Genomic DNA, 12,278 nt, shown 5'->3' with positions numbered 1-12,278 from the left:
AGGTATTCGATGGGGAAAAGGACAAAAATCAGACAAATGCTATCCTGACTTCCTTTCCGGTAATCTGGGAAAGAACGCTTTCCAGAATCTCAGGCTTTTCGGGGAGCCTCTTCTTTTCCCTTCCAAGAACCAGGACCTTGTAGGCGTGCTCGCCACCGGGCCTGTAGACAACGTTGACTCCGAACACACTGGCTGGATAGAACAGATCGGTTGCCAGTTTCTTGAGGTCGTCCACTGTGCTTGCTTCCAAACCTTCGATGACCCTCACGCGCTTTCCGAGCTCTTTGACGAGGGTCTTTATGTTCTTGCCACCTTTACCGATGACTATGGGAACGTCGCCCTTACCAACGACTATAACAACGAGATCGCCAGCCTCAACGGCCTTTCTAAACTCGACCTCAACATCACCGAGAAGCCTGTAAAGCAACCTGGCGATCTTCACATCCAGCTCCGTTATTATTCCCTCCTGGAGCTTTTTCTCATCGGCCGGGCAGAGAATGTCATCCGTCTTCAGGCACACCTCGCAGATCGGCGCTTTCATTCGCTCACCTCCTCCAGAATGACCATGAAAGGGCTAGACTAAATTCAAGAAGGCATTTAAAAACCTTATTATTTGAGGAAAACCGGCAAAAATATCAGAGTTCTCCTTCTATTTCAAGCCTTAACCGGCGCAGGAACTCCACGGTAAAGCGATGTCTCTCGTTGGCTATTTTTCTGGCCGTTTTGGTGTACATCAGGTCCTTTAGCTTCAATATCTTCTCCTCAAAGTGTTTTATCGAAGCTTCTATGTCCCTCCCCTGCTCTCCGGAGTACATAAAGACCCTCGCTATGCCCACAGCTCCAATGGCGTCGAGCTTGTCAGCATCGCTGAGGATTTTGGCTTCGAGCGTTCTAGGTTCCGGTCCGCGGGAGAAGCGATGGGCCTCTATGGCGTGAGCAACTGCCTCCACCTTCTCATCGGGATAGCCAAGGCTTTTGAGATACCTCCTGGCAATCCTGGCTCCCTCAGCGGCGTGATCCTCAACTTTCCCCGCATCCTCCAGAGGCCTGGCTATATCGTGGAGGAGGGCCGCTAAGGCCAGAACCTCCAAATCGGCACCCTCTTCCCTCCCGATGTGCATGCAGAGGTTAAACACCCTCTCAACGTGACTAAACCCATGGGTTCCGTCCCTTTCAAAGAAGCTCTTGGCGAAGTTTCTAACGGACTCTATAAGCTGTCTGGATTGAGGGCTGGATATGAACTCCTCCAGCTTCATTCAACCACCGAGGGCATCGTTCACTATAGCTTTTAAAAGCTCTACTATTTTCTCGTGAACCCCAAGGCCGATGCCATCAACGCTCAGGCAAGCTCTTTTTCTAACCCCGTCGATTATTCCCCCGGCCTTAAGGGCGGCGAGAACTTTCCTTTCATCCCAGTTCATGAGAAGATTTCTGCCGGCCATTAGAGATGCCTGGGCTATAAGCCCGTAAGCACCCCAATTCGAGACTCCCGAGGTTATCAGATGATCCGCCTCAACAACGCTGGCTATTTTTCTCCCCAAAGGAATGTGGCGCTCAACCAGCTCTCTGATACTGCCCATTCCAGCCTCGTTGCCACCGTCACCGATGGCTATCGTGGGTATTCCGTATTCCCTGGCCTCGAGAAAAATGCCGTCAAAGACTTCTCTGGTTATCTCTGTACCACTCATTGAGTAGTATTTTCCATCGGAGGCCCTCCCAGGGGTCTCGATGGCTATAATAAGGGAGTAATTTGAGACCTCCACGTCTCTGGCAACATTGACGCCAAACCCCTTGAGGGCCTCCAGAACCTCCGGATAGCTGAGAACCTCTGCTCTACCGCCAAGGTCTTCGACAGCCCGAACAACGGCAAGGGCCCCCGGCGGACCGTCAGTTTCAGGAACCATAAAAGGAGGTATTGGAAACCCGGTTATTACGAGCGTTCTATCCAGATTGTCAAGGAAAGTTTCGGCTGCTTTCTCCATAAAATTAAAGTTGGACAGCCTGTATTCCATGTAAACCCTTCCTATTCCCCTACCACCAACGTCAGTATTTATGAGGTGCGCTATCACTTCTCCCCGCTCTCCCCAAGTTCATAGACCACAACCTTAACCCTCTTGCCCTTGATGGCCTCCTTCAGTTCCCACCACAGCTCAGTCGGGTTTTCCGACCTGTGGACGAGCTCGTGCCCGTTTTCCAGCTTTACGGTTTTCTCCTCGTACCTTACAAAAACCCCTTCCCTGTTGAACACCTCCCTCATGGCAACACCCCCACTATCTTTCTAAGCTCGTGGAACGTCCTTATCCGGAAGTCAGCAAAATAATAATCGGTATCGTTTCCAGAACGATTTATCCAAACTGTCTTCATGCCGATGTTTTTCCCACCGTAGACGTCCTGCCAGAGGGAATCCCCCACCATAACGGCATCTTCTGGGTTTACTCCCAACATTTCGAGGGCGTGGAGAAAAATTTTTGGATTCGGCTTTATCTCACCAACGTCATCACGAGTAACCACGACGTCAAAATAACGATCCAGACCAGTTATTTTTAGCTTCACCCTCTGGTACTCTGGACCGCTGGTAACTACCCCCAGGAGATAACCCCTCTCCTTAAGCCACTCAAGAACGGGGGGAACGTCAGGGTAGACGGTTATCTTGTGGGGATATCTCTCAATCAGTTCTTCATACTTCATGTCGAGATCAAAGAGCTTGAAAAAGAAGTTCCAGTCATGCCACTCATAGGTGTCCTTTCTTAAAAATATCTCCGATAGAAACCTGTTTCTGGCCTCCTCCTTATTTACTCCCAGCTTTTTTGCAAGTTTCTCGTAAACCTGAGGGAGGAAAAGTTGTATAAGCGGCATTTCGGTGAGTAGGGTGTAATCTATGTCAAAGAGCAGGGCCTGTACCATTCTACTCCCCCCATTTTCTAACGAGCAGTGTGAGAGTCTCAATCCCTGTCCCGGCAGTTTTTCTCGAGATCATCCCCCATATTATGTCCTTCTCCTTTAAAAGATCGTGAAACCTCTCCAGGACGGTATGGGCATCCCTGAGCGCTACCCCTTCATCGACTATAGTTATAACTATCCCCCTGTCCCAGACTCCCCAGTGCCAGTCGAAGTCAATCCTGCTCAGGAGGCGCAGAATTCCAACGTTACCTCCTTTGACAGTTGAAAAGAAATCAGCGTAATCAACGTTTATGACCATCTCCCCCTCAAGGCTCCTGTGGAGCAGAGTAAGAGCGCGGGAAATAACCGTAGAGGCTTCTTCATATGCCTCGAGCAGGGGAATATCTCTCTTCAGGAACTCCCACAGGGAGTCGTAGAAAACGGTCTCAAAATTCTCGGCCCATGAAGGCTTGCTCTCCTCAAAAAGCTCCCGGGAGGGAGTAAAGGCATAGGCCAAGCTCATCGTGCCTTCAGGGAGGTTTTCGGATATGAGCTCAACTATCTCAACGTTCACCGGCTTGTCCTCGAAGACAATCCACACTAAGGAGTTCTCCGGGAGCCTGGAAAAAAAGGAAGCTATTTTTTCCGAATAGGCCTCGGTACGAAGAATATAATAGCCCGGATTTATTCGAACCTTAACAACGTCGCTCTCTATTCCATCCACGACGCTTCCGCCGGCTTTCCCTATTCCAACGAAAACGTGGGTAAAGTTAAGCATGCCATTCCCCGAAAGGATAATGAAAGGGAACTAATAAACCTTTCACTCAAGGGTCGCGTGCTTCCTCTTCATATCCTTTTCGGTCTTCTGGAAGGTCGCCATTAGGAGGGCTATTATGCCGTCGAGGAAGACCATCGTGGAGTCCTCGAAGAGGGTTCCCATTGGAGCAATCCACTTGTACTTCGTGAGCATCTGTCTGGCTATGTAGTCGGTGGGGATGTTGGCCTTCGTCCTGCCCGGTATCTCAACGACGACATCGGCAAGCTTTCCAAGGGTCGAGTTCGCGTAGGAGGTTATTGCGACGACCTTTCCACCTTCCTTTTTGGCTATTTTCGCCGCATCAACGATGCTCGTGGTTTCCCCGGAACCGCTGATCGCTATGAGGAGGTCACCCTGCTCGAAGGCGGGCGTTATGGTCTCTCCAACGACGTAGACGTTGAAGTCTAGGTGCATGAGGCGCATCGCGAAAGCCTTGCCAACGAGACCACTCCTTCCGGCGCCGTAGATGAATATCTTGTTTGCCCCTATCATGGCATCAACGAAGCCCCTAACCTGTTCGAGCTTGAGGCTGTCGGCGACGTTGTCTATGTGCTCCACGATATCCTTCATGGCCTTTTTGATCGTCTGCATGTACTCCCCCCAGAAGAGGTCTATTATCTTCCTGGTGACTTCCTCAGGGTCTTTTGCCTTCGTTATTGCACTTCCGACGATTATTATAGTTGCACCGAGCTCAATAACCTTCGGAATCGTTTCGAGATTAAGCCCACCTGCAACTGCAACCGGGACGTTAACGGCCTTTACGACCTTTTCAAGGTCCTCGAGAGGGTTCTTACCCTGGGCCTGCTCGTCTATGCCCGTGTGAACGAGTATGTAGTGAACCCCCATCTTCTCAAGCTCTTTGGCCCTCTTCACCTTGTCCTTAACTCCTATGAGGTCAACCATGACCCGTATTCCATATTTCTTTGCAACCTCAACCGCGTCCTTTATCGTCTTGTCGTCGGCAACGCCAAGGATTGAGACAACGTCGGCACCGTGTCTGGCTGCCATCTCCACCTCCAGTGCTCCAGTGTCCATCGTCTTGAGATCGGCAACGATTTTCCTGTCAGGGAAGCGCCTCTTGAGAAGCTCAACGGCACGCATGCCTTCCTTCTTGATGAGAGGAGTTCCAACCTCAAGCCAGTGGGCGCCACCGCGAGCGGCTTTCTCAGCTATAGAAATGGCCTGCTCAATATCGGTCAAATCAAGTGCCACCTGGAGTATCATAGCAAAACCCCCGGAAATTTTTCAGTTGAAACTTGGATGGCTGCTTTTAAAGCTTTCCTGGATTATTTTTGACATCCAAATGTAAAAGCACGAAGTGAATGGTTCTCAGACGTAGAACACCATCCCATCGTAGGCGACGAGGACTTTATTTTTCCATCTCTTCCTCACGTACTCCACGAGCTCAAGGAAGGGCAGGTTCTTGTGGGATATGTGGCTCAAAACAGTCCTCTCAGCGAGAGAAAGGCCTATTTCAGCAGCCTCATCGACGTTGTTGTGATAGGGGTCGTTGAAATCGGGTGGATATGTGGCATCGATTATCACCAGCCTCAGTGGGACTTTGCTCTTCAAAAACTCCCTCGTCTCCTCTGGAAGGCCCTTCGTGTCGTAGAGGATTGCAACGCTCTTTCCATCTTCCTCTACCAGATAACCCAGGGTCTCGATCTGATGATTGAGCCTTATGGGAGTGATTTTCAGGCTGTCAACCTTCAGAGTTTGACCGGGCTTTATCACGTTGGGCCTCAGGTTCTTCGGGTCGTTGAGGATTAGGGCATCGGCGTGCCCCTCTGGAGCATAGAGCCTCGTCTCCTTCGCCATCCAGCGGAGCTTATAGAGGCCGTAAATGTGGTCGTGATGCCAGTGGGTCAGGAAGATGGCCTCTAGAGGGACGTTGAGGAAGTCCCTTATATCCGTCCCAACGTCGAAGAGAACTGCTCTTTTGTTCTCGGTGATTACAGCGAGAGTTGAGGGCCTCCTCTGGGCGAAGCCGAACTTTCTTGCTTCGTTGCAGGTCGAACAGGTGCACAGATGGGCCGGAATTCCCTCGCTCCCGCCGGTGCCGATGAAATAAACCAGCATAGCTACCACCTGTTTTATGGCTGTGAAATATTTCCGCTTAAAAAGCATTCCCTCACTCGACTTTAACGGGGTTCACCTTGAGAACCTCGACGTACCGCCTGAAGCCCTCCTCATCAACTATGTGGAACTCAAAAGGATGATAGTAGGGGAGGTTTGCGAGCTCCTCGATTTTAACCTCAAGCTCGGCCCTCTCGCGGAGGCTTTTTGGGGCCTTTCTCACCTTTATCAGGAGGTCAACGTCGCTCCCGGCTGTGAACTTACCTGTTAAGACGCTTCCGAAGACGTAGAGTTCGCACTCGCCGAAAACCTCCTCACAGGCGCGCTTTATCGCGGGGAGGTATCGCCTGTAGTGCTTTATCATCAGGTAGCGCTTTCTTCCCTCCTCAATCATCCTGGAGATTACTGCCTCTCTCGAACTCATCCGCCAGGCCCTCCACGAAGTCCATAACTCTGGTAACGAACTCGATAAGTTCCTCTGCATCTTCCCGGCAATATGACTTGGCCTCGTATCTTGTTCCAATGTAAGCGTCCTCAAGCTCCCGCAAGAGCTTCCTGTTAGCCCTTATGAACTCCTCGACGCGGTCTTCCAGTTTAAAGACCTGTCCAAGGCGATACAAAAGCTCTCTCAGTGAATGGCTCCTTATCCTCAGGTCGGCATATTTGATTAAGAGGGCTTTTAGGTGGAGCTGAAGGGCCTGTTCCGCGAGGAATATTGCGGCGTCGTATTTCTCACTTTCAAAAGCGGAATTCGCAAGTTCCAGGTAATCCACTGAGCGCCTCAGGAGCGTCTCAACTTCCTCGTAGTGCATTCCACCACCGGAAACACTTTAACTCAATCGAATTAATACCTTTCGATGCCCATGCGCTTTATAGCGGACATGATGCTGGGCCGCCTGGCCCGTTGGTTGCGTCTCTACGGCTACGACACCCTCTATGGTGTGAAAGACGACGATGAGATAGTCAGTGTAGCACTCAGAGAAGACAGAATAATCCTGACGAGGGACTCTGGCTTAGCGGAAAAGTCTAAAAAGCTCGGTGCGGATGTAATTCTCATCTCATCGAATTCCCTCGAAGAGCAGGTAAGGGAGCTCAAAAACCTTGGAATTGAGTTTAGAGAACTTTTTCCACCAAACGCCCGCTGTCCTAAGTGCAATGGTCTTATAAGACCAGTCCCGAAGGAAGAAGTCAGGGGGAAAGTTCCTCCAAAGGTTTACGAGCTCTACGACGAGTTTTACATCTGCCAGGACTGTGGTCAAATCTACTGGCCCGGGAGGCAATGGGAAGAAATGCTTAAGATGGACAAAAAGCTGAGGGATGAGAAATGAACTGGGAGCAATGGAAGCCCTTCTACCTCCGCATAGTCCGCGAGATGGGTTACTCAATTGAACAGGACAGAAAATCTGCGGAGCTTTTACGGGCTCTCCTGCTTGAGGGCGATGACTACATAACCAGGGAGGAGCTTGAGGCCGTTATTGGGAAAAAAGCCTACGTCTTCGGCGCCGGCCCGAGCCTGGAAGATGCTCTAAAGCGGTTCGACTTCTCAGACGGAACACTCATAGCGGCAGATGGTGCAACCTCCGCTCTGCTCGACGCCGGCCTTTTGCCCGATGTAATAGTTACTGACCTTGACGGGAGGATTTCCGACATCAAGATAGCCAATGACAAAGGTTCATTCATGGTCGTCCACGCCCACGGCGACAACATGGATAAACTAGTCTCCTACGTGCCCTTCCTCTCAAGGATCCTCGGAACCTGCCAGACTGAACCGCTGGACATCGTCTACAACTTCGGCGGCTTCACCGACGGCGACAGGGCGGTATTTCTTGCGGAAGCTCTGGGGGCAAGGGATATAATCATGGTTGGCTTCGACTTCGGCGATGTGGTTGGAAAGTGGAGCAAGCCGGGCCTTAAGGACCATTCACCGGTATGGGAAAGCAAGAGGAAGAAGTTTGCCTTTGCCCGGGAGCTCCTCAACTGGCTGGAGAAAAACGGAAGGGCGAGGCTGAGATACCTTCACCCCTAGGAGGGAGTGTTTATAAACCGGTTTCCCTTTAGTTAATTAGGTGACCCAAATGAAGACCGAACGCGCGAAGGAGATACTCCTTCAGCTTTTGAGAATACCCTCCCCCTCTGGCGGAGAGGACAGGATAATGCTCCACATCATGGAGTTCCTCCACAGGCTCGATTACGACGTCCACATCGAGAGCGACGGCGAGATAATCGACCTTGTTGTAAACCCCGATGCCGACCTCTTCTACGAGGTTCACGTTGATACGATTCCTGTTAGAGCAGAACCCTTCGTCAGGGGCAACATAATCTACGGAACCGGGTCGAGCGACATAAAAGGGGGAGCAGCGGCAATACTCCTCATGATGGAGAGCCTGAAGAAGGAAGGAAAAGACCTCAACGTTGGCGTTGTTTTCGTCAGCGACGAGGAGCTTGGGGGAAGAGGAAGTGCACTCTTCATGGAGCGTTACAGGCCAAAGATGGCCGTCGTTCTGGAGCCGACCGATCTGGAAGTCCACATAGCCCACGCTGGTAACATCGAGGCTTACTTCGAGGTTGACGGAAAAGAGGCCCACGGAGCGTGTCCCGAAAGCGGAGTCAACGCCATAGAGGAAACCTACAAGATGCTCAACGACCTAAAGAACCTCGAACCCTTCAAGCAGAAGGGGAAATACTTCGACCCCCACATTGGAATACAGGAGCTCGTCTGCGAGAACCCAGTTTATCTAATCCCCGCCCTCTGCAGAGGCAGGCTTGAGGCGAGGCTTCTACCCAATCAAGAAGTTGAGGACGTTCTTGACCTCATGGATCCTATACTCGATGAATACACACTGAAGTACGAATACACCGAGATATGGGACGGTTACGAGCTTAGCGAGGACGAGGAGATTGTTAAGCTGGCAAAAGTAGCCATGGACAGGGTGGGCCTCGACGAGTTCGGCGGGATGAGAAGCTGGACAGATGCCATAAACTTCATGTACAACGGCACTAAAACGATAGTCTTCGGACCGGGCAACCTTGATATTTCACACACAAAACATGAGCGGATAGACGTCAGAGATGTTGTTACTGCCAGCGAGTTCCTCAAGGTGCTAAACGAAGTGTACGCAGAGGGAATTGAACGCGTCGAGAGGGAGCTTGAGGCTATCTCAGACAAGAAATGAAAGATTAATGGACAGATTTGTTCACTGAGCTTATGTCCGCCACTGTCCTTCCTTTTTATGTCCTTAACTGTTCCCTAATCCCTTCTACAGGAAACTAAAGGTTACAGAAAGCTTTAAAATGACATAAGCGATTTCTCCTTTTAGTTCGGGGGTGTAGACATGAAAATAAAAGTCGCCATAATAGGGGCTGGAATAAGCGGTGCGAGCATAGCGCGCGTCCTGAGCAAATACGAGAACTTGGAGGTTCACCTCATTGAAAAGGCTCCAGATGTGGGCTGGGGCGTGAGCAAGGCCAATACTGCCCTGATCCACGGGGGTTACGACGACGACCCGGATAAATACCCTATGAGGGCAAAGCTCTGCATCAGGGGAAACAGGCTGTGGCACCAGTGGGTTAAAGAGCTCCAGATAGCCCACGTCTGGAATGGGGCGCTTATAGTTGCTCTGCAAGAGGAAGACTTCGACGAGCTGGAGAGGCTTCTGGAGCGCGGGAGAAGGAACGGCGTGCCGGAGATGAGGATTGTTGACAGGGAAGAGCTCTTCCACCTTGAGCCGGGACTCACAAGGGAGGCAATAGGCGCCCTCTGGGTACCGATAGTCGGCCAGATAGGGCCAATTCCAGCGGTTATAGCGCTCGTTGAGAACGCCGTGGCGAACGGAGTAAAGACCCACCTCGAGACCGAGGTCAGGGGAATAAAAGTCGAGGGCGGCGAGGTCAAGGGGGTTGAGACCAACAATGGCTTCATAGAGGCCGACATAGTCATCAACGCGGCTGGTCTCCACGCTGATGAGATAGCGAGGATGGCAGGGATAGACTACTTTGAGATTCACCCGAGAAAGGGCGAGTACTTCCTCTTTGACGACGACGTTCCCGGTCCGAGGAGGGTTCTCTTCCCGACGCCTACCCCAATAAGCAAGGGAATCGTCGTTACAACCGAGATAAGCGGGCACCTCATGATAGGGCCGAACGCCCAGGATCTGCCACCGGAGAAGAAGGAGGACTTCGCCACAACGAAGGAAGGGCTTGAGGAGGTCTGGGAAGGAGCAAAGAAGCTCTGGCCACAGTTACCCCCAAGGAGCAAGGTGATAAGAACCTTCGCCGGCCTGAGACCCGAGCCAACCGGTGGGGACTTCATAATAAAGGCAGAGGAAGAAGTCTGGGGCTTCATAAACGTCGCAGGAATACGCTCTCCGGGACTCACGAGCGCTCCGGCGATAGCCTACGAGGTCGCGGAGATAATCCAGCGCGACCTTGGAATAAAGCTCGTGGAGAAAGAGAAGTGGAACCCCTACAGAAGGGAAATCACGCACTTCTTCATGCTCCCGCCGGAGAAGGCCAACGAGATGGTGAAGAAGAACCCATCCTACGGAAAGATAGTCTGCAGGTGCAACAACGTGAGCGAGGGCGACATCCTTGAGGCAATAGAAAGGATGAAGTTCATAGGAGTTAAGACGCCGAGCGTCGATTCCGTCAAGTTCAGGACGAAGGCAACCACCGGAACGTGCCAGGGAAGCTTCTGCAGGCCGAGGATAGTCCAGCTTTTGGCAAGAGAATACGGCGTCGAGCCGTGGAAGATCACTTTGAAGGGTAAGGGAAGCGAGATCGGAATAGGGGACGTCAAGGCCCTTCTCAGGAGGGATGAGGCATGATGGAGCCTTTCCCAGAAATCCCGATGCTGGGCTATGACGTCGTCGTCATCGGGGGCGGGCCCGCGGGAATGGCCGCCGCTGCCAGGGCCAAGGAACTTGGTTTGAGCGTTCTCCTGCTCGACGAGAACGATTACCTCGGAGGAATCCTCCCGCAGTGCATCCACTCCGGCTTTGGAATACACTACTTCAAGGAGGAACTTACCGGGCCGGAGTTCGCAGCAAGGCTCGCGAAGAGGCTCGTTGAGCTTGGAGTGGAGTACAGGACGGCCGCCCGTGTGCTCGAAATCAGGAATTACTCTGACCTCGAAAAGGTCGTGATATTCACCTCTCCAAGCGGTGTATATCAGGTCTGGGCGAAGGCGGTAATCTACGCGGCCGGAGCGAGAGAAAGGCACGCCTTCGAGATAGGCATAGTGGGCGATAGAGTTTCGGGCATTTACACGGCCGGAGAGGCGCAGACGCTGATGGACATCTACGGAGTTCTTCCGGGCAAGGAGGTAGTCATAGTCGGTTCTGGCGACGTTGGCCTCATCATGGCGCGCCGCTTTGCCCTCGAGGGGGCGAAGGTGAAGGCTGTGATAGAGCTTATGCCCTATCCCGGCGGACTTGCGAGGAACGTTATGATACTCAAGGACTTCAACATTCCGCTCTACCTGAGCCACAAGGTCGTTGAGGTGCGCGGAAAGGGCCGCGTTCAGCGCGTTAAGGTGGTCAAGGTTGATGAGAATATCAACGAAGTGCCGGGAAGTGAGCTCTGGATAGAGGCCGACACGCTTGTGATTTCAGCGGGTTTGGTTCCGGCAGTGAAGAAGCTGAAGAAGATCGGCGTCGAGATAGACCCCGCAACAGGTGGCCCGGTGGTCAACGACAGGCTTGAGACAACCGTTCCCGGAATATTCGTGGCCGGGAATTCGCTGGTAATCAACGACCTCGTGGACTACGTTGCAGAGCAGGGCGAGCTTGCCGCCGAAGGGACCAAGGAGTTCATAGACAACGGTGGAATCGAGAGCAGGAAGTGGATAAAAGTTGAGAAAGGCTCCAACGTCCGTCTTGTCGTGCCTCACTACCTGAGCGGGGAGAGAGATGTCTATCTATACCTCCGCGTTGCAAGGCCAATGGAGGACGTTGAGTTGAGGATTCCAGAGATAGGCAAGAGGCTCAAGCTCCCTGTGGTCAAGCCTGCGGAGATGATAAGGCTCAAGCTGAAGGCAGAGGAGATTCAGAAGGCCAACAAAAAGCTAACCGTGGAGGTGGTTAAGGCATGACCACCTACCGCTTTATCTGCATCGTCTGCCCCCTGAGCTGTGCCATTGAGGTCGAGGTCAAGGACGGAAAAGTCCTGGAGGTCAAGGGGCACACCTGCCCGCGCGGTAAGGAGTGGGCGGTTCAGGAGGTCACGAATCCCAGGAGGGTTGTTATGAGCGTTGTTCCCGTTGAAGGGGGCGCCCTTCCGACGGTGAGCGTCAAAACGGCAGAGCCGGTTCCAAAGGAGAAGATACCAGAGCTGATGAAGTTCCTCGCTGGGATAAAGGTAAAGGCGCCGGTGAAGATAGGGGACGTTGTTGCCGAGTGGGAGGGGATAAAAATAGTGGCAACGAGGGGCGCCTAGCCCCTCACCAGAATATTTCCTCAAAGTCCCCGGCGTTCTCGAGCCCTGGGATGCAGCGATTTCAATGGGCTCG

16 protein-coding genes are annotated in these 12,278 nt (G+C 52.3%); 6 read left to right on the top strand and 10 right to left on the bottom strand.

The features are described from left to right. Positions 1 to 28: 28 nt before the first annotated feature. The 10 genes from A3K92_RS01780 to A3K92_RS01735 form a co-directional block, all read right to left on the bottom strand. A complete protein-coding gene (locus A3K92_RS01780; protein WP_088884636.1) occupies positions 29 to 541 on the bottom strand; it encodes a KH domain-containing protein in 513 nt (170 codons plus the stop codon). Positions 542 to 635: 94 nt separating this feature from the next. Beyond that, entirely contained in the window at positions 636 to 1,256 is a 621-nt protein-coding gene (locus A3K92_RS01775; RefSeq protein ID WP_088884635.1) for an HD domain-containing protein, read from the bottom strand. After that, positions 1,257 to 2,069, bottom strand: a complete 813-nt coding sequence (locus A3K92_RS01770; protein ID WP_088884634.1) for a glutamate cyclase domain-containing protein — start codon at positions 2,067 to 2,069, stop codon at positions 1,257 to 1,259. It abuts the gene before it with no gap. Next, positions 2,066 to 2,257: a hypothetical protein gene (locus tag A3K92_RS01765; protein ID WP_088884633.1), complete on the bottom strand. Its 192-nt coding sequence runs from the start codon at positions 2,255 to 2,257 to the stop codon at positions 2,066 to 2,068. The genes A3K92_RS01770 and A3K92_RS01765 overlap by 4 nt, the downstream gene beginning before the upstream one ends. Next, positions 2,254 to 2,904 carry a TIGR02253 family HAD-type hydrolase gene (locus tag A3K92_RS01760; protein ID WP_088884632.1) on the bottom strand — a complete coding sequence of 217 codons (651 nt, stop codon included), beginning with the start codon at positions 2,902 to 2,904 and terminating at the stop codon, positions 2,254 to 2,256. The genes A3K92_RS01765 and A3K92_RS01760 overlap by 4 nt, the downstream gene beginning before the upstream one ends. 1 nt (position 2,905) lies before the next feature. Beyond that, the gene (locus tag A3K92_RS01755) at positions 2,906 to 3,658 is read right to left on the bottom strand and encodes an FtsZ/tubulin family protein (protein ID WP_088884631.1); all 753 of its coding nucleotides are present in this window, start codon (positions 3,656 to 3,658) and stop codon (positions 2,906 to 2,908) included. Between the two features lie 42 nt (positions 3,659 to 3,700). Continuing rightward, positions 3,701 to 4,921 (bottom strand): bifunctional 3-hexulose-6-phosphate synthase/6-phospho-3-hexuloisomerase, encoded by a 1,221-nt coding sequence (gene hxlAB / locus A3K92_RS01750; protein ID WP_088884630.1) that lies wholly within the window; start codon positions 4,919 to 4,921, stop codon positions 3,701 to 3,703. A gap of 105 nt (positions 4,922 to 5,026) precedes the next feature. Continuing rightward, a complete protein-coding gene (locus A3K92_RS01745; RefSeq protein WP_088884629.1) occupies positions 5,027 to 5,776 on the bottom strand; it encodes an MBL fold metallo-hydrolase in 750 nt (249 codons plus the stop codon). A gap of 52 nt (positions 5,777 to 5,828) precedes the next feature. Then, complete coding sequence (locus A3K92_RS01740) at positions 5,829 to 6,197, bottom strand: nucleotidyltransferase domain-containing protein (RefSeq protein ID WP_088884628.1); 369 nt, start codon at positions 6,195 to 6,197, stop codon at positions 5,829 to 5,831. After that, positions 6,160 to 6,585, bottom strand: coding sequence for a HEPN domain-containing protein (locus tag A3K92_RS01735; RefSeq protein WP_088884627.1), 426 nt, complete (start codon positions 6,583 to 6,585; stop codon positions 6,160 to 6,162). The genes A3K92_RS01740 and A3K92_RS01735 overlap by 38 nt, the downstream gene beginning before the upstream one ends. 51 nt (positions 6,586 to 6,636) lie before the next feature. On the opposite strand from A3K92_RS01735, the gene A3K92_RS01730 reads away from it, so the two are divergent. From A3K92_RS01730 to A3K92_RS01705, 6 genes are all read left to right on the top strand, one after another. Next, positions 6,637 to 7,101, top strand: coding sequence for a Mut7-C RNAse domain-containing protein (locus tag A3K92_RS01730; RefSeq protein ID WP_088886006.1), 465 nt, complete (start codon positions 6,637 to 6,639; stop codon positions 7,099 to 7,101). Beyond that, positions 7,098 to 7,799: a 6-hydroxymethylpterin diphosphokinase MptE-like protein gene (locus A3K92_RS01725; RefSeq protein WP_088884626.1), complete on the top strand. Its 702-nt coding sequence runs from the start codon at positions 7,098 to 7,100 to the stop codon at positions 7,797 to 7,799. The genes A3K92_RS01730 and A3K92_RS01725 overlap by 4 nt, the downstream gene beginning before the upstream one ends. 49 nt (positions 7,800 to 7,848) lie before the next feature. Beyond that, positions 7,849 to 8,946, top strand: a complete 1,098-nt coding sequence (locus A3K92_RS01720) for a M20/M25/M40 family metallo-hydrolase (RefSeq protein WP_088884625.1) — start codon at positions 7,849 to 7,851, stop codon at positions 8,944 to 8,946. A gap of 159 nt (positions 8,947 to 9,105) precedes the next feature. Further along, complete coding sequence (locus A3K92_RS01715) at positions 9,106 to 10,596, top strand: NAD(P)/FAD-dependent oxidoreductase (RefSeq protein ID WP_088884624.1); 1,491 nt, start codon at positions 9,106 to 9,108, stop codon at positions 10,594 to 10,596. After that, complete coding sequence (locus tag A3K92_RS01710; RefSeq protein ID WP_232460927.1) at positions 10,596 to 11,861, top strand: NAD(P)/FAD-dependent oxidoreductase; 1,266 nt, start codon at positions 10,596 to 10,598, stop codon at positions 11,859 to 11,861. Before A3K92_RS01715 ends, A3K92_RS01710 begins: the two co-directional genes overlap by 1 nt. Next, positions 11,858 to 12,205, top strand: coding sequence for a DUF1667 domain-containing protein (locus A3K92_RS01705; protein WP_088884623.1), 348 nt, complete (start codon positions 11,858 to 11,860; stop codon positions 12,203 to 12,205). Before A3K92_RS01710 ends, A3K92_RS01705 begins: the two co-directional genes overlap by 4 nt. The last annotated feature ends 73 nt before the right edge of the window (positions 12,206 to 12,278 follow it).

The organism is Thermococcus gorgonarius, assembly GCF_002214385.1.
GTDB classification, from domain to species: domain Archaea; phylum Methanobacteriota_B; class Thermococci; order Thermococcales; family Thermococcaceae; genus Thermococcus; species Thermococcus gorgonarius.
This window is presented reverse-complemented; position numbering and strand designations above follow the sequence as displayed.